The organism is Altibacter sp., assembly GCF_019913785.1.
Taxonomy (GTDB): Bacteria; Bacteroidota; Bacteroidia; order Flavobacteriales; family Flavobacteriaceae; genus Altibacter.
In genome coordinates this window covers 52,645-71,141 of sequence record NZ_JAIOHK010000059.1, presented here as the reverse complement: position 1 = coordinate 71,141, position 18,497 = coordinate 52,645, and the positions used below count along the sequence as shown (strand labels likewise).

At 39.5% G+C, this 18,497-nt stretch carries 17 protein-coding genes; all 17 read left to right on the top strand.

Annotated features, from left to right (window positions below; all coding sequences use genetic code 11):
* Positions 1-3: 3 nt before the first annotated feature.
* The 17 genes from K8F54_RS10155 to K8F54_RS10075 all read left to right on the top strand — a co-directional run bounded on the left by K8F54_RS10155 (position 4) and on the right by K8F54_RS10075 (position 18,492).
* Positions 4-951 (top strand): 2-hydroxyacid dehydrogenase, encoded by a 948-nt coding sequence (locus K8F54_RS10155; RefSeq protein ID WP_290790396.1) that lies wholly within the window; start codon positions 4-6, stop codon positions 949-951.
* A gap of 11 nt (positions 952-962) precedes the next feature.
* The gene (locus K8F54_RS10150; RefSeq protein ID WP_290790393.1) at positions 963-1,349 is read left to right on the top strand and encodes a VOC family protein; all 387 of its coding nucleotides are present in this window, start codon (positions 963-965) and stop codon (positions 1,347-1,349) included.
* Positions 1,350-1,446: 97 nt separating this feature from the next.
* Positions 1,447-1,848, top strand: a complete 402-nt coding sequence (locus K8F54_RS10145) for a TM2 domain-containing protein (protein ID WP_290790390.1) — start codon at positions 1,447-1,449, stop codon at positions 1,846-1,848.
* Positions 1,849-1,934: 86 nt separating this feature from the next.
* Positions 1,935-2,258, top strand: a complete 324-nt coding sequence (locus K8F54_RS10140; protein ID WP_290790388.1) for a metalloregulator ArsR/SmtB family transcription factor — start codon at positions 1,935-1,937, stop codon at positions 2,256-2,258.
* 11 nt (positions 2,259-2,269) lie between these two features.
* Positions 2,270-2,761, top strand: coding sequence for a DUF6428 family protein (locus K8F54_RS10135; protein ID WP_290790385.1), 492 nt, complete (start codon positions 2,270-2,272; stop codon positions 2,759-2,761).
* A gap of 1 nt (position 2,762) precedes the next feature.
* Positions 2,763-3,251, top strand: a complete 489-nt coding sequence (locus K8F54_RS10130) for a GNAT family N-acetyltransferase (protein WP_290790382.1) — start codon at positions 2,763-2,765, stop codon at positions 3,249-3,251.
* Between the two features lie 434 nt (positions 3,252-3,685).
* Entirely contained in the window at positions 3,686-4,021 is a 336-nt protein-coding gene (locus tag K8F54_RS10125; protein ID WP_290790379.1) for a hypothetical protein, read from the top strand.
* Between the two features lie 79 nt (positions 4,022-4,100).
* On the top strand, positions 4,101-5,240 hold the full coding sequence (locus K8F54_RS10120; RefSeq protein WP_290790376.1) for an FIST N-terminal domain-containing protein: 1,140 nt from the start codon (positions 4,101-4,103) through the stop codon (positions 5,238-5,240).
* 9 nt (positions 5,241-5,249) lie between these two features.
* Positions 5,250-6,389, top strand: coding sequence for an FIST N-terminal domain-containing protein (locus K8F54_RS10115; RefSeq protein ID WP_290790373.1), 1,140 nt, complete (start codon positions 5,250-5,252; stop codon positions 6,387-6,389).
* A gap of 1 nt (position 6,390) precedes the next feature.
* Positions 6,391-7,545, top strand: coding sequence for an FIST N-terminal domain-containing protein (locus K8F54_RS10110; RefSeq protein ID WP_290790370.1), 1,155 nt, complete (start codon positions 6,391-6,393; stop codon positions 7,543-7,545).
* The gene (locus K8F54_RS10105) at positions 7,542-8,585 is read left to right on the top strand and encodes an ATP-binding protein (RefSeq protein ID WP_290790368.1); all 1,044 of its coding nucleotides are present in this window, start codon (positions 7,542-7,544) and stop codon (positions 8,583-8,585) included. The genes K8F54_RS10110 and K8F54_RS10105 overlap by 4 nt, the downstream gene beginning before the upstream one ends.
* On the top strand, positions 8,585-14,407 hold the full coding sequence (locus K8F54_RS10100) for an ATP-binding protein (RefSeq protein ID WP_290790365.1): 5,823 nt from the start codon (positions 8,585-8,587) through the stop codon (positions 14,405-14,407). The genes K8F54_RS10105 and K8F54_RS10100 overlap by 1 nt, the downstream gene beginning before the upstream one ends.
* Positions 14,408-14,413: 6 nt before the next feature.
* On the top strand, positions 14,414-14,785 hold the full coding sequence (locus tag K8F54_RS10095) for a response regulator (protein WP_290790362.1): 372 nt from the start codon (positions 14,414-14,416) through the stop codon (positions 14,783-14,785).
* A gap of 2 nt (positions 14,786-14,787) precedes the next feature.
* Positions 14,788-15,828, top strand: coding sequence for an adenylate/guanylate cyclase domain-containing response regulator (locus K8F54_RS10090; protein WP_290790359.1), 1,041 nt, complete (start codon positions 14,788-14,790; stop codon positions 15,826-15,828).
* 28 nt (positions 15,829-15,856) lie between these two features.
* Positions 15,857-16,432: a Pycsar system effector family protein gene (locus K8F54_RS10085; RefSeq protein WP_290790356.1), complete on the top strand. Its 576-nt coding sequence runs from the start codon at positions 15,857-15,859 to the stop codon at positions 16,430-16,432.
* 96 nt (positions 16,433-16,528) lie between these two features.
* On the top strand, positions 16,529-17,416 hold the full coding sequence (locus K8F54_RS10080) for an ester cyclase (RefSeq protein WP_290790352.1): 888 nt from the start codon (positions 16,529-16,531) through the stop codon (positions 17,414-17,416).
* 23 nt (positions 17,417-17,439) lie between these two features.
* Positions 17,440-18,492: a proline iminopeptidase-family hydrolase gene (locus K8F54_RS10075; RefSeq protein ID WP_290790349.1), complete on the top strand. Its 1,053-nt coding sequence runs from the start codon at positions 17,440-17,442 to the stop codon at positions 18,490-18,492.
* The last annotated feature ends 5 nt before the right edge of the window (positions 18,493-18,497 follow it).

Below are 18,497 nucleotides of genomic sequence, written 5' to 3'. Positions count from 1 at the left end.
GCCTTGAAAATTCTTCATCTTGACTCCAACCATAAGCTGCTTTTAGATTCGCTAAATGCCGCCGGGTTTTTAAATGAAGAAGATTACTCCTCTACCGAAAGAGAGATTAAACGAAGAATCGACCGTTATGAAGGCATCGTAATTCGGAGTCGGTTTAAGATAAACCGTGACTTCTTGGATGCAGCAACACGTTTACAATTTATTGCGAGAGTGGGTGCCGGATTGGAAAGTATAGATGTTGAATATGCCAAAAAAAAAGGAGTCATGCTTATCTCGGCTCCTGAAGGAAACCGAAATGCAGTAGGCGAGCATGCTTTAGGGATGTTGCTTTCCTTGTGCAATAAACTTAACAAAGCACATGCCGAAATTAAGTTGGGACAATGGAACCGGGAAGCGAATCGCGGCATCGAACTGGAAGGAAAAACGATTGGCATTATCGGGTATGGAAACATGGGGAAATCGTTTGCTAAAAAATTAAAAGGATTCGACTGTACGGTTATCTGTCATGACATTAAGAAAGATGTTGGTGATGAAAACGCACAACAAGTTTCGCTGGAGGTACTTCAGAAAACCGCTGATATAGTAAGCCTACACACGCCTTGGACTCCATTGACCGATAGAATGGTCAATCAACAATTCATTGCAAAATTCCACAAACCGTTTTGGTTTATCAATACGGCTCGCGGTAAAAGTGTAGTAACAGAAGATCTGGTATCTGCTCTAAAAAGTGGAAAAATACTGGGCGCAGGTCTGGACGTCTTGGAATATGAAAAAAGTTCGTTCGAATCACTTTTCGACCCGCAAGCACTTCCAAATGCGTTAAAAGAGTTATTGACCTTTGAGAATGTATTAATTAGCCCTCACGTTGCAGGGTGGACATTTGAGAGTAAGGAAAAGTTGGCAAAGGTAATTGCCGATAAGATTATTTTGAATTTTGCATCAATTTCTTAAATAAATAGATCATGGAAAAAAGAGTAACAGGATTAGGGGGGTTTTTCTTTAAAACAAAAGATCCGGACACTATAAAAAGTTGGTATCGCACACATTTGGGACTTAATACAGATGCCTATGGTTGTACCTTTTGGTGGAAGGATGATGCGGGGAATAAATGTTCCACACAATGGAGTCCATTTAAAGAAGATACAAATTATTTCTCGCCGAGTAAAAAGGAGTTTATGATGAATTTTAGAGTTGAAAATTTAAAAGAATTGTTGAAGGTACTAAAGAAAGAAGGGGTTACTATCGTAGGAAAAATAGAAGAATATGAATACGGAAAATTTGGTTGGATTCTAGACCCGGAAGGCAATAAGATAGAACTTTGGGAACCAGTAGATAGTTCTTTCCTATAAAAATTTAGTCATAGCACAATCAAATTATAGGAATTCTTCGAGCTGCACATGAAATATTTTTTATACATTTAACATTCAACTAAATACAATCAAAATCATGGAAGAAAACAACAACGAAGGTTACGACAGTACCAAGGATAAAACAGAGGATGCTGCTGAGAATATTGGAAACGAAGCAAAAAGCACTGCCAGCGAGTTTAAAGAAGGCTGGAATGACGCCACAAAAAGTGCCGGTGAAAATAAAAAGATGCTTGCAGGTATCTTAGGCATTGTATTAGGTGCCTTTGGGGTTCATAAATTTATACTAGGTTATAACAAAGAAGGTATTATTTTGGTGGCTTTGACCGTTGTAGGAATAGCCACTTCCTGTTTATTCTTCGGAATCTTTTTATATATGGCCGCGGGTATTGTGGGACTTATAGAGGGTATAATTTATCTTACTAAAAGTGACGAGGAGTTTTACCAAACCTATCAGGTTGGTAAGAAACCTTGGTTCTAAAAAAGTAGAAGCCTTTGAAAAAATATTGTCAAAGGCTTTTTTATTTCATCATCCCATCGTAATATTGCAATATTACTTTAACAACCATGGGCGCCACTAAAACCTCTCTTCATACTACCGAACAAATTGAAATTGCTGAAATCGCTAAGGTTCTGGCACATCCGGCTCGCGTAGCCATTTTACAATACATCGCCAGACAGGAAAACTGTATTTGTAACGATATTGTAGATGAGGTGGGACTTTCCCAACCGACCATTTCACAACACTTGCAGGTCATTCGAAAAGCAGGACTACTAAAAGGGAATTTCGAAGGAAGAAACTTTTGCTATTGCCTGGATGTAGCACGTTTTCAAGAATTTCAGAAGATATTTACCTCTTTTTTTAATACAACCACAGCCTCTTGCTGTTAATACAATCTATTATGAAAACACAAGAATTTTTACAACTATTAGAGACTAATAAGGACAAATCACTGGTTTTTGAGTACGCCCCAAATCAATTCGTGGGTGCCAATTACCATATCACGGAAGTAAAACACATCGCGATCGATTCTGTCGACTGCGGCGCTCGTATGGATGCCTGGAACGAAACTGTCATTCAGCTATGGGAGAGCCCTTCGGAAATAGATAAAGTCGAATATATGACTGCCAATAAAGCACTTGGAATTATGAATACGGTCGGAAGTATGAAGGCTTATAACCTAAATTCCGAAGTGAAATTTGAATATGGAAATGCACAGTTCCATACAACACAACTGTTTGTTAACAATTCTGAAATACGAAACGGACAATTGGTACTCGCTTTAGCTGTGGAGAAAACAGATTGTAAAGCAAAAGAAGCCTGCGGTGTGCCGGAATCTGAAGCCAAAACCACCGAAGCTGCGTGCTGCACACCAAGCAGCGGTTGTTGTTAAAATGAAAATTATCCCACTAGATAAAGAACACTTTGTGGCGGTCTCGTCCATATATTTGGAAGGACTCGCCACAGGTGTTGCTTCGTTCGAAACAGAAGCGCCTTCTTGGGACCAATGGGATGAGAAGTTTTTAAACTCATACCGGTTTGTAGCAATGGTCCAAGGCGAAGTGGCCGGTTGGTGCGCTTTGAGTGCCGTATCTAAAAGGCAGGTATATTCAGGAGTAGCAGAAGACACTATCTATATCGCTTCAAAATTTCAAAGAAAGGGCATTGGGAACACCCTATTAAGACATTTAATTTCCGAAAGCGAAAAAGCCGGATTTTGGACCCTCCAGGCTGGGATTTTTCCACAAAACAAAGCAAGTATCGAACTCCATAAGCAATGTGGCTTTCGTATTATTGGCATTCGGGAAAAGATAGCCCGAAGGGATGGAAAATGGTATGATAATATGCTCATGGAACGAAGAAGCACAAAACAATTTAAATAAAAATCTACCCAGTGCTTTCTACAAGGTAGCAAAAATGAAATGCTACAAACTTTTCAAAAGACCCGCAAAAAGATTAAACGGTATTGAAAATTAACTGTCGCTAAATATCTTCAATAGCGATTTTTCCTATTATACGTAGTACTACGTATCATTTAGTCTTCTAATTTTTATATCTTTAGGGAAACTAACTGAAAAATGCCAATATTCCCCGCAAAGACCCTATGGGTTTGCTGTGGACTATTCCACATTCGATTAGTTGCTAATAATACTGGAATGTCTAATCTCCATATAGTAGCGAATTTGTGGATATTTTTTTCATCTTTCATCACAATTGCTCAAGGTAGAGGAGAACATTTGTTTGTTTTCAATTTTACTAATGAATAAATTATCGAGTCAACAACTTAACTAAGATAACTGCATAAAACGATTTTAAAATGGGAACCGCGAAACCTAACTGGACAAAATTAGAATTACACACTTACATTTTGCTGCTCTGCGCGAATGCAGATTCGGAAGAGACCGAAGAGGAAATCAACTTTATAAAATCAAAGACGGATCAGACCATCTTTGATGCTATTTATAAGGAATTTCAGGCGGATACCGAAAAAAAAGCCTTAAAAAAGATTCAGAGAAACATCGAACAGCATGCGTACTCCAATATGGAACTTATCGAATTCCGTAAGGAGGTATATCAAATTTTTACTTCCGATGGAAAATTCCACAGAATGGAAAAGAACCTAGACCGAATTTTAGACAATATTCTATATTAGAAATAGTCTTCGGGCCTTTGGGATCAACTTCAGAAAAAATAAATGGGCAAGTCCAAGATGACTAAAATACAGTAACTACATGATTGCGAAAACCTTTAAAGGAAAAACAACCGAAGAAATTCAAACAGCTTTTCAGGAAAGCCTGAAAAATGATTTTAAACCTACTTTGGCGATCGTTTTTCTTTCCATTAAACAGGATATAGATGCGATTTGCGAGATTTTCAATAAGGAAGGAATTGTCATTTTGGGCGCTACCACTTCCGGCGAATTTATTGATGGCGAAATTGAAGAAGGAAGCGTTACTGTTATGCTATTGGATTTACATCCGGATTATTTCAAATTAATATTCTTAGAAACTGGTACCGAAACAACCTTAGAAAATGCAATACAATTAGGCGTTGAAGGGAAAAATGCATTTTCAAACCCCGCATTTATCATTGTGTCCGGTTGGTTGAGTAATGAGGGCGAAAATATCATTGAAGGTATTACCTCAGGCTGTGGCGGCGAAGTAACAATTTTTGGTGGAATGGCCGGTGACGACTTATCGCTAGATGGCCCAGTGGCCTTTACCTATGGGAAAAGCAGCGACCAAGGCCTTTTAGGACTTATAATAGACGAAGATAAAATTGAAATAAATGGCATTGCTACCTGCGGATGGAAAGCCATTGGAACCACCAAAACCATTACCAAAAGCGAAGGAAATATCGTTTACACCATAGATGATAAACCTGCTTTGGATATGATCATAAAGTACCTTGGCGTGGAGTATGATTTTGATACCGGCAAAGAAATTGTCACTCAAATTGGTGCTTATTATCCCTTACAGATGGAGCGTGAAAATGTGGCCCCTGTAATGCGCACCGCTATGCTCGCTAACAGAGAAGACCGTTCGCTTATTTGCGCCGGCAATGTGCCACAAGGTTCCAAAGTTAAATTTTCTCTTCCTCCGGATTTTGATGCTATTGAAATTGTGGTAAAAGAATGCCAAGAAATCAAAAACGAAAAACAACCCGAGGCAGATGCCTTGATTATGTTTTCCTGTGTAAGCAGACATTTGTCCTTTGGAATACTAATTCAAGAAGAAATTGAACAGGTGCAAGAAGTTTGGGACGCACCCATGGTAGGATTTTTTACGTACGGTGAATTTGGAAAATCCAAAACCGGAAAACACGAGTTTCACAACAATACCTGTTGCATTGTGGCACTTAAAGAAAAATAACGCTAATAGATGAAGGCTAAATCCATTAAAGGAAAATCAACCGAGGAAATTAAATCCGCTTTTCAGCAATCTATCATAGATGGTTTTAAACCCACTTTGGCAATCGTTTTCCTTTCTATAAAACAAGACATAAAAGCGGTCTGCAAAATTTTTGATAAAGAAGAAATCGCAATCGTAGGGGCAACAACCGCAGGCGAATTTATAGACGGTGAAATCGAGGAAGGTAGCATCGTGGTACTGTTACTGGATATACATCGGGATTATTTTAAACTGGCATTTCTCGAAACGGGCGAGAGCACCTCATTTAAACAAGCCAAAAAGCTTGGGGAAATTGGCAAAAACACCTATTCAAATCCGGCCTTTATTATTGTTTCGGGATGGCTGACCCAGGATGGTGAAAACATACTCGAAGGCATTACCCAAGGTATTGGCGATGATGTATCCCTATTTGGTGGTATGGCCGCCGATGATATATTATTTGAAGGCCCCATCGTCTTTACTAATAATACAAGCAGTGATAAAGGCTTGTTGGCACTCATCATCGACGAAGATAAAGTGGAAGTCAACGGCATTGCCACCTGCGGCTGGAAAGCCATAGGTACGACAAAAATCGTTACTAAAAGTGAAGGCAACGTCGTGTACACTATAGACGATAAACCGGCTCTCGACATGATTTTGAAATATTTGGGTATTGAATTCGATTTTGAATCGGGCAAGGAAATAGTTTCACAACTTGGAGCCTATTACCCTTTACAATTGGAACGCGAAGGCTCCGAATCGGTAATGCGAACCGCCATGTTTGCCAATCGCGACGACCGTTCGGTCATCTATTCCGGCAATGTACCACAAGGTTGCAAGGTAAAATTTTCACTTCCCCCCGATTTTGATACCGTCGAAAAAGTAGTAGAAGAATGCACCGAACTAAAAATAGAAACCCAACCAGAAGCAGATGCCCTAATTATGTTTTCCTGTAAAAGTCGGCATTTTTCATTTGGGGTTTTAATGGAAGAAGAAATCAATCAGGTAAAAAATGTTTGGGATGCGCCCATGGTAGGATTTTTTACCTACGGCGAATTTGGAAAATCGAAGACAGGAAAACACGAGTTTCATAATAATACCTGCTGTCTCGTAGCATTAAAGGAGAAATAGAATGAAAGCTAAAAGTATTTCCGGAAATTCAGTTTCTAACATAAAATCGGCTTTAGATACATTTATAGCTGAAGGATTTAAACCTACGATTGCTGTAGTTTTCATTTCTGTAAAACAGGATCGAAAATCCATTATTTCTTTACTAAATGCCGAAGGAATTGACGTATTTGGCGCGACTTCTTGTGGCGAATTTATAAATGGTAAACAAACCGAAGGTGAAATGGCAATTCTGTTGATGGATCTCTCCAAAGAGCTGTATAGCTTGGAGTTCGATAAAATTGAAGAGGGACAAATAGAAATAGCGGCGAATAACCTAGCTGAAAAAGCACTTAAAAAATTTACAAATCCGACGCTACTTTTGTGCAGCACAGGTATAAACGAAAAAGAAGAATTTTTTGAGGGACAAAAGCTTGTTTCAAGCCTCGAAAAAAGCTTTGGACCCCATACCGTCTATTTTGGAGGGATGGCCGGAGACGATTGGTCGCTTAAAGGCACCTTTGTATTTGTCAACGAAAAAGAAACCGATTATGGAATAGCGGCTCTGGTATTGGATGGAAATAAAGTTCAATTAAAAGGAATGGCTACAACAGGCTGGAAGCCCATGGGTATATCACGTAAGGCGACAAAAAGCAAAGCCAATCTGCTCTATGAGATAGATGGACAGCCTGCTGTTGATATGTATTTAAAATATCTAGGAAAGGATGCTAGTGCCAAAAATTTTAATGTGTTTAAAGATGTCGCTTTTGAATATCCATTTATAGTCGAAAGAGATGGAAACGAAACGGTGCTTATAAGCCCTATGAAGATAGTCCAAGATGAAAAAGCATTATTCACCGACATCGAAATGCCGGTGGGAACCTCGTTTTGGTTTGCCCGGCCACCGGACTTCGATATCATCGAAGAAATATTGGAAAAAGCAGATCAGTTAAAAGAATTGGAAGCCGCTGAGGCAGATGCATTGTTAATTTTTTCCTGTGCCGGTCGTCCGCCCGTTTTAGGCCCTATGGTCACGGAAGAAAACGACGGACTCGCTAATTTATGGAATGCCCCAATGGCTGGTTTTTTTACATACGGAGAATACGGAAGAGCAGAAAAAGGCAGACAGAACCTTCATTCGGGCGCGTGTTGCTGGGTAGCTATAACAGAAAATAAATGAACCAACATCTTCAAAAAATAGTTGATTATATAGCGCAGTCCGATAAGTTTACGGAAGAAGAAAAAACGGCGCTCACCAAAGCTGCAAAAGCAGCAGACAAAGCGTTGACCATTTCAGAATTTAAACTGGAGCGCACCGAGAAAGTAAAACGCACCACAGCCATCCTTCTGGAAGAAACCATAGAGGAGTTAGAACTAAAGCGGAAATCGATCGAAGAAGCCAATGAAGCCCTAAGCAGATCACTCGAAGAATTGAAAACCACGCAAGCACAACTAATTCAATCTGAAAAAATGGCAAGTCTGGGAGAGCTCACTGCCGGTATTGCACATGAAATACAAAACCCCTTAAACTTTGTCAATAATTTTTCGGAAGTGAGTAAGGAATTACTGGACGAGATGAAAGAAGAACTGGAAAATGGCAATTTGGAAGACGTAAATGAAATTGCCAACGATGTAATTGCAAATCTCGAAAAAATAAATCACCACGGTAAACGAGCCGATGGTATTGTGAAAGGAATGCTACAACATAGCAGAAGCAGTAGCGGCAAAAAAGAACCTACAGACATCAACATTTTGGTAGACGAATATCTGCGGTTGGCATATCATGGCCTGAGGGCAAAAGATAAATCGTTTAACGCTACTTTGGAAACCAACTATGGTGACAATATTGGGGAAATCGAAATTATACCACAAGATATTGGGAGGGTTATTTTAAATTTGATTACCAACGCCTTTTACGCAGTTAATGAACGAATAAAAACAGAAACTTCAAACTATAAACCTACGGTGTGGGCCACAACTTCAAAAGAAGGTAACAGGATATTAATTCTGGTAAGAGACAACGGTAAGGGCATGCCAGAGTCGTTAAAAGAAAAAATTTTTCAGCCTTTCTTTACCACCAAGCCTACCGGAGAAGGAACCGGACTAGGGCTTAGCCTAAGCTATGATATTGTAAAAGCACACGGTGGAGAACTGCAAGTTTCCACTAAAGAGAATAAAGGAACAGAATTTATAATTTCAATACCCATAACGAACCCATAATGAAGGTCGCCAAGAAAATAGAGCACGAAGTCTTCAAAGTATATGACACCTGGTTGCATAGCTATCTTCATGGCGATGTTGAAATTTATGATTCCTTTTTGGATGACGATTATCACTTCATTGGCTCTGCCATGAATGAAGAGTTTTTAAACCGAAGGGATACCACCCAGTTTTTTGCAGATACAGGAGATCAATTTGCAGGGAAAACCGAATTGCGAAACGAAATCAAGAAGATAGAACAATTTGGAGACCTTGTTTTTATTACACACATTTTTGACGGCTGGTTTCTCAATGAAAATAACTGGACGTATTATGCGCGATTCAGGTTTTCTAGTACACTGCGAAAAAACAAAGAAGGCTGGCGATTTATTTATCAGCATTTTTCTATACCAGATGCAAAAACCGATGATGGTGGAACAATTGGTTATGATAAAATAAATGAAGAAAATCAAGAATTGCGCGAGGCAATCCAACGAAGAACCGTCGAGCTAGAATCTAAAAACCGTGAGTTAGAAGTTGAGGGAGCATTGCAAAGGATCCGCGCAGAAGCAGTGGCAATGAAAGAGTCCACAGACCTACTAGACATTGTAGTGACTATGCGCAATGAATTTACACGCCTAGGCCACCAAGCACATTATTTCTGGCATATGATGTGGCTAAAGGATACCTATGAAAAGGCCATGACTTCAGGCGATGGCACTCGTATTGGGTTTGTTATGAAATTACCCAAACATATACATGGCGACATCCCCTTATTGGCAAAATGGGAAAAAAGTAAAAAACCGACAGTTGTGTACGCTATGAATGCAAAAGAGGCAATAGCGTATGTGGATAAAATGATCAACTTGGGGGATTTTCAGAATATAGATCCGCAAGCCCCAAGTCACGATGATATTCGCCATATTGGTGGTCTCACTTTTATTATGGCACGAACCTCTCACGGGGAGATTGGGTATAGCTTACCCGGCATCGTTGAAAAGCCGCCACAGGCAGATCTTGAGATATTAGAAAAGTTTGCAGATGCTTTTGACTTGGCGCATCGCAGGTTCCTAGATCTTCAAAAAGCTGAAAATCAAGCGCGTGAAGTACAAATAGAATTGGCACTGGAAAAAGTGAGAAGCCGAACTATGGCCATGCAACACAGTGACGAACTACAAGAAACCTCATTTTTATTAGATGAGCAGGTAAGAGCTCTAGGTATAAAAACTTGGGGCTGTGCTTTTAATATTTACGGGGAAAATGAATCTACTGAGTGGTTTGGAAATGAAGCCGGAGTGTTGCATACTTATACCGTACCCCGAGAAGGGATCTTTAAAGAATATTATCAAAAGGGGCAGCAAGGTGAGTCCGTTTTAATTAAGGAATTCTCTGGAGCTGAATGCATTGCTCATTATGAATATATGAGCACCCTTCCTGTTATAGGTGATGTTTTAAAAACGCTGAAAGCAAGGAATAAAGGGTTCCCAACCTATCAAATAGACCATGTGGTTTATTTTAAATATGGTTACCTATTGTTTATTACCAGAGAGCCGGTTTCGGAGGCACACGAAATTTTTAAACGATTTGCAAAGGTCTTTGAGCAGACCTACACCCGCTTCTTAGATCTTCAAAAAGCCGAAGCACAGGCGAGAGAAGCCAAAATTGAAGCTGCCTTGGAACGTGTACGTTCGCGCAGTATGGCGATGCACAACAGTGAAGAACTGAAGGACGTAATTCATGTGCTTTACGACCAATTCATTCAACTGAATATAAACATTGAACATGCCGGATTTATTCTGGATTATAAGAAAAATGATGATATGCACATTTGGTTGGCAGACCATAACGCTGTGTTTCCTAAAATTGTAATTCCCTATTTTGACTGTGCACACTGGAACGATTTTATTAAAGCAAAAAAAACAGGACAGAATTTCTTTGCCAATACATTGGATTTTGAAGAAAAAAATCAATTTTATACAGATTTATTCAAGCATATTCCCGGTTTGCCGGAAGAAACAAAGGCAACTTACTTTGGCTTTAAAGGTTTGGCAATTTCTACGGTGTTATTGGACAATGTAGGCTTGTATATCGAGAACTATTCCGGGGTTCGGTTTTCTGAAGATGAGAATGCAATTTTAATGCGCTTCGGAAAAGTTTTTCAGCAAACCTATACCCGTTTCCTTGACCTTCAAAAAGCCGAAGCCCAAGCACGGGAGGCACAGATTGAAAACGCATTGGAAAAAGTACGTAGTCGTACCATGGCAATGCAAAAAAGTGAGGAATTGCCGCAAGCTGCCAACAACTTATTTTTTCAAGTACAGGATTTGGGAATCCCCGCTTGGAGTGCAGGCTATTGTATTTGGACTGAAGATAAAAAATCATCAACCGCTTTTATGAGCAGCGAGGGAGAAATTCAGACACCATTTATACTACCCAATATAGGCGTTGGTTACAACTTTCAAAAACCCTTCGAAAATGGAGACACATTTCATATAGAAGAATTGGGCGGACAGCTTATTGGTAAACACTACGAGTTCATGCGCACCTTACCCACAGTGGGTAAAATGATAGATGCTCTTATTGAAGCAGGATTGGAATTGCCTACCTTTCAAATATTTCATATCTGCTATTTCAAACATGGGTATGTAATGTTTATTACCTATGAAAAAGTCCCCGAAGCCCACGAAATTTTTAGACGCTTTGCAAATGTATTCGAACAAACCTATACCCGCTTCTTAGACCTTCAAAAGGCCGAAGCACAAACCAGAGAAGCAAAGATTGAGGCGGCATTAGAGCGCACTCGTACCCAAAGCATGTTGATGCAACATTCTGACGAATTAGACGCCACCTCAAAGGTATTTCACGAGCAACTACAATTGTTGGGAATAGATACCGAATTTTCTTATGTCTGGTTGCCAGATGAAGACAAGAATGAACACCAATTTTGGGTAGCTTGGAATACAGCACAAAACAAAAAGAAAATTAAGAGCAAAGCTATAGTATACCCACTTGATAAGGCTGAACCATATACCGCCGCATGCTTTGAAGATTGGATAAGTGGCATTCCTGTACACATTCATCATATTAAACCTGAAGAAGTAAAAACCTTTTTTACCGCTTGGGAGGAACTTTTAAAAGATGCTAATAACCTAAATCCAGAATATTTCGCAAACGGACTTTATTATGCGGAGGCCTTTATGAAATATGGCTGTTTTGGAATCAATATTAAAAGGCCCATCAGTGATGAAGAAAAACAAATATTACAACGTTTTAGTGTAGAATTTGAACGTACCTATACACGATTTCTCGACCTTCAAAAAGCCGAAGCGCAAGCACGGGAATCGAAGATTGAAGCCGCACTGGAAAAAGTACGTTCCCGATCCCTGGCCATGCACAAACCTGATGAGCTCGAACAAGTGGTTGTGGTAATTGTTGAAAAGCTAAAAGAATTAGGTGTTGTAATGGATGCAAATGGCGTTATTTTATGTACCTATTTTAACAATTCGAAAGATGTGATGCACTGGATCGCTTCTCCCGATTTTAGATTCGCGGGGAGTTATTTGCTTCCTTATTTCAATCATCCTATTTTTAATGAGGCATGGAAATCAAAAGAAAGCGGAGCCGACTATTTTTCGAAAGCTTTTACTGTTGAGCAAAAGAACAGCTTTTTCAAATACGCTTTTGAACATTCAGATTATCGCGATTTTCCAGAGGATTTTAAGAAATGGATTTTTCAGAATGATAAGCATACTTTGTCTTTCGCTTGGCAGAAAAATTCGGCCATCCTTATTCCATCACACACAGGGATTGTACCCAATCAATCCGAACAGGAAATCCTTAAACGCTTTGCCAAGGTTTTTGAGCAAGCTTATATCCGTTTTATGGATCTTCAAAAAGCAGAAGATCAAGCACGTGAAGCTAAAATTGAAGCCTCACTTGAAAAAGTGCGCTCTGTGGCATTGAGCCTACAAAAGTCCGATGATATGCTGGATATTGCAAAAGTGCTATACGAGCAATTGCTCGAACTTGGTTTTAACGATATCCGTAATGCCATTATCGATATTCACAACGACGATGATGAAACCTTTTTAGATTATGATTATTCCCACGATATGTCAAGTGCCATCACTCAATTTTCATACTATGGGGATGCTGTTATAGAAAAACAAATTAAACAGATCCAATCCAGTAATGATGCCTTTTTTGAAATCGAATTAAAGGGCAAAGAATTAGAAGAACTTATCGAGACACGATTACGCAACGGCGAAAAGGACGACCCCCGACTTCGAGAAATTGACCATCTTACCTATAACCTGTATTCCTTTGGTAACGGCGCCATTGGAATTTCCAATTTTGGTCTTTTAAACGAAGATCAAAAAAAGATATTAAAAAGATTCCGCAACGTTTTCACCTTTGCGTATAAAAGATATACCGATTTGGCAAATGCTGAAGCGCAGGCTCGGGAAGCAAAAATTGAAGCCTCACTGGAAAAAGTGCGCTCGGTAGCACTTGGCATGAACGAATCCACCGACCTGTTGCATATTGCAAAGGCGTTGTATGAGCAGTTGGAGGAACTTGGTTTCAACGATATTCGAAATGCGATCATTGACGTCAACAATGAAGATAATCAAACCTTTCTGGATTACGACTATTCCCACGAAATGGGCGGAACGATTACGTTGATGTCCTATGATGATGATCCCACCCTCGAAGAACAGCTTAGAGTTATTGCCGCAACAACTGATGGTTATTCCGAAATGGTACTGCAAGGACAACAGTTGCAGGACCTTATCGAAATGCGCCGAAAAAATGGCGAAGCAGATGACCCGCGTTTGTTCAAAACCGATAGCATTTCCTATATATTGTATGCCTTTGGCAATGGAGCCGTTGGTATTTCTAATTTTGGCGAGCTAAGCAAGGATCAGAAGAACATTTTAGATCGTTTCCGCAATGTCTTCACATTTGCCTACCAGCGCTTTACAGATCTGCAAGTAAAAGAAAAACAATCTTCGGCCCTACTCGCTGAAAAACAACGACTTGAAAATACGCTTTCAGATTTGCAAGCCACCCAAAAACAACTCATCCAATCTGAAAAAATGGCTTCGCTTGGGGAACTCACAGCCGGAATCGCTCACGAAATTCAGAATCCGTTGAACTTCGTTAATAATTTTTCTGAAGTGAGTAACGAACTCATTGACGAAATGAACGAAGAAATTGAAAAAGGAGAATTGGAGGAAGCTAAATTAATAGCGAACGATATCAAACAAAACCTCGAAAAAATAAGCCACCACGGTAAACGCGCCGATGCCATTGTAAAAGGAATGCTTCAGCACAGCCGAAAAAGTACGGCCGAAAAAGAAGCTACCGATATCAATAAGTTAGCAGATGAGTATCTGCGATTGGCCTACCACGGCTTGAGGGCTAAGGACAAATCGTTCAATGCCACACTGGAAACAGACTTTGATGAGTCCATTGGCAAAATTAAAATCATCCCACAGGATATGGGAAGAGTGATATTGAATTTAATCACAAATGCCTTCTACGCCTGTAATGAAAAGAAAAAAACGTCCAAAGATTCAGATTTTAAACCCATCGTTTCGGTGAGTACAAAAAAATTGAAAGATCAGGTTGTAATTTCAGTAAAAGACAATGGCAATGGTATTCCGAAGCAGGTAATGGATAAAATATTCCAACCTTTCTTTACCACCAAACCCACTGGAGAAGGAACGGGCTTGGGCTTGTCAATGAGTTACGACATTGTAAGTAAAGGGCATATGGGCGAATTAAAAGTAGCGACAAAAAAAGGACTAGGAACAACATTTAAAATAATAATACCTAAATAACTAACCATGAAAATACTCGTAGTAGATGACGAAAAAGACGTAAAGGATTTATTTCTTCAACGCTTCCGAAAGGAAATTAGAAATGAGGAACTTACCTTTATGTTTGCCTATTCAGGAGAAGAAGCACTAAAGCTGTTAGATGCTATGGAACATGAGGCCATTTTGATTTTAAGCGACATCAATATGCCAGGGATGAGCGGCTTGGAATTGTTGGAAAAAATTAAGAATACGTACAAAGCACCTCCCCCGGTAGTCATGATGGTCACGGCATACGGTGATGATGAAAATTTCAATACTGCCAAACGTTTGGGCGCAGATGATTTTTTAACCAAACCGGTAGATTTTAAAATGTTAAAGGAGAAATTACTAAACAATTAGTTATGTCAAAGATCTTAGTAGTAGATGATGAGGCCGATCTAGAAACGCTTATCAAACAGAAATTCAGAAAACAAATTCGTGGAGGTGAATATGAGTTTTATTTTGCTGAAAATGGACGGGTCGCCTTGGAAAAATTGGTTGTCGAACCGGAAATTGATATTGTGATGAGCGATATCAATATGCCCGAAATGGATGGCTTAACCCTACTTACAAAGTTGACCGAATCCAATCCATTAATAAAATCGGTTATTGTCTCGGCCTATGGTGATATGGAAAACATCCGTACCGCTATGAATCGTGGTGCCTTCGATTTTATTACCAAACCCATCAATTTTGAGGATCTTACGCTTACGATGGAAAAAACGCTAAAGCATGCCAAGCAAGTAAAAGAAACACTCAAAGCGATTAAAGAGAATAATATTTTAAAAATGTATGTAGATGAAAATGTTCTCAACTTTATGGGTAACAAAGAGTTCGAATCTACTATCATGTCCAATGACACCATTGAAGCAACGGTGATGTTTATAGACATTTGTGGCTTTACCGCGATTAGCGAGACCGCCACTCCCGATACTGTAGTGTCCATGCTCAACTCTTATTTTGATGAAATGGTAAAGGAAATTATGGAACAGGAAGGTTATATAGATAAGTTTATAGGAGATGCAATTATGGCTGTATTTAAAGGAGACTATCATTTAGACCGAGCTATCGATGCTGCGTTGGCAATTTGTCACAAAGTCGAGAAACTTCCGGCCATAGGAGTCGATTTACAATTTAAACCCAAGGTTTCCATTGGCCTTAAAAGCGGCGAAATGATTTCGGGAAATATTGGTTCTCAAAGTTTAAAGCGATTGGATTATACCGTCATTGGGGATACCGTAAATACTGCGGCGCGTTTACAGGATGCGGCAAGGGAAAACCAGATTATTATCTGTGAAACTTGTTACGAAAAAGTAAAAGAATCATTTCACTGCGAAAAAGTTGGTGTCATCAATCTAAAAAATAAAGTCCATCCGCTAACAATTTATGAAGTCAAAGAATAACAATATACTAATTAAATAATATGTCCTAATGGAAGAGCAAGAACTACCACCCGAATCGGCTCAAAGGCCTTATTCAAAAAATGCGCACACTGAAGAACTTGTCGATCATTATTGGGGAAGTATCAATTACATATCGAGCCTCATTAAAGCATCCGAGCTCAAAGCCGGACTTATACTCTCCTTTTATGGTATTTTGTTAAATTTTATTTTTCAAAGCATAGATGGAATCTTCGATGCCACATCCAATAACCCTATGCTATATGTACTTATTGGAGCTTGGTTTTTCTGTACGGCTGCCTCCATATTCTATTGTGTGCGGTGTTTTATTCCCAAAATAGAAGGTAATTACGATAAGAATATATTCTTTTTTGGCGATGTCATTTCCAAATTCGGAAGTATCAAGGAATTCGCCAAAACCTTTTACAAGGTTAGTGTTGATGAAGAGCAACTTTTTGGCCAACTAGGTGAACAAATTTATATCATTTCAAAAATTGCCGCTTGGAAATTCAGAAATGTAAAAAGAGCTATTCGATTATTAGCACTCGGTCTTATCGTCTTATTTATAACCGCGTCCTATTATATAATCTTAACAGTGGTCCTATGATTAAAGTAAAGGTCAAGTCGGAGAAAATATTGACCTTCCTAGAGCGGGTTATGAAAGTATTTTAAAGAATTAACTATTAACTAAACCAATAACATAATGAAAACAACTATTAAATTACTATTCGTTACAGCCCTTGTGCTGCTAACTGCCTGTAACAATCCAAACAAACAAGTGGAAGACAATATTACCAAGTATACCACTGTCTGGGATGAAATTATTAATGAAGGAAAGCTGGATCTTATCAACGATACGAACTTCGATCCTGAGATTACCCTGATCACCAATCCCGAAAATGTGGTGGGTATCGAAGCATTTAAAGACTATTATTCCAACTTTACAACTGGCTTTTCGAATCCCGATTTTACCATCGTCGACATCTTTGGACAAGGAGATAAACTGGTTAAACACTGGAAATTTAAAGGTACGCATAGTGGTGACTTTTTTGGAATTCCGGCCACAGGAAAAGCGGTAGAAGTAGAAGGTTCCACCATAGCGGTCATGAAAGACGGCAAAATCGCCCAAGAACAGGATTTTATGGACAATCTGGCCTTTATGGCACAATTGGGGATTGATCCTTTACTGAATGCAGATAATATTACCGTAGTTAGCGATCTGTACACGAACTTTGGCAAGGGAGATGTTCCGGCTGTATTAGCCGCTTTGGACGCGAAAGTTGAATGGAACGAAGCCGAAGGTAATGCCTTAGCCGATGGCAACCCCTATATTGGTCCGGATGCCGTTTTAAAAGGCGTTTTTGAACGGGTGATCGCTGCATATGAAAATTTCACTTTAAATGATATAAAACTTCACAATATGGAAAACGAGCAGGTGTTGGCAACACTTCGCTATAAAGGGAAAGTGAAAGCAACCGGAAAGAGTATTAACGCACAGGCCGCTCATCTATGGACGCTTAAGGACGGAAAGGTAATTGCGTTTCAGCAATATGTAGATACAAAACAATTGCACGAGACAGGAAGAAATTAATTGAACATTTAAAGCACCAACTTATGAAATCAATTGTCTTGATTGCTTCAGTTTTTCTGCTCAGCATAACGGGCTGTGCCGAAAAACAAGATTTGAACACTGAATCCGATTGTGATACATCGTATTTGGACTATTCCAATAGCGATGATCAATTTACCGGCGGCATAAAAATGATACCCATTAACACCTCGAAAGGGACTTTTAATGTTTGGACTAAGCGAGTGGGGAACAACCCGAAGATAAAGGTCCTCTTGTTACATGGTGGCCCAGGTGGCACGCACGAATTCTTCGAATGTGCCGACGGCTACTTCCCGAAGGAAGGCATAGAATACGTGTATTATGATCAGTTGGATTCGTATTATAGCGATCAACCCAATGATGCTACACTTTGGACTATCGAACATTTTGTAGAAGAAGTGGAGCAAGTGAGAAAGGCATTGAACATGGACAGCAGCAATTTTTACCTCCTTGGGCAATCCTGGGGAGGTATTCTTGCCATGGAATACGCTTTAAAATATCAAGACAACTTAAAAGGATTGCTCATTTCAAATATGATGGCCAGTATCCCTGAATATGAAAAATACGCCGCCGAAGTACTCGGCCCGCAATTACCAGCCGATGTCTATGCCGAAATAAAAGCCATGGAGGCAAAAGAAGATTTTGGCAATCCCCGTTATGCCGAATTGGTGACCCAACATTATTATACGGAACATGTACTGCGAATGCCCCTAGACAAGTGGCCCGAGTCGGTCAACCGTGCCATGAAACACCTAAATCCAAACATTTATATCGCCATGCAAGGCTATAGCGAATTTGGTGTGACTGGGGATGCTTCATTGAAAGGATGGGATGTTTCAGCCAAGCTGAAAGAAATCAAAGTTCCTACCTTAATGATCGGCGCTACCTACGATACCATGGATCCAAAATATATGGAGTGGATGGCGACTGAAGTTCAGAAAGGGCGTTTTTTATTATGTCCTAACGGAAGTCATTTGTCACAATACGACGATCAGAAAAACTATTTTGAAGGGGTGATTCAATTCATTAAAGACGTCGATACTGGTTCGTTTGAATAGCCTAT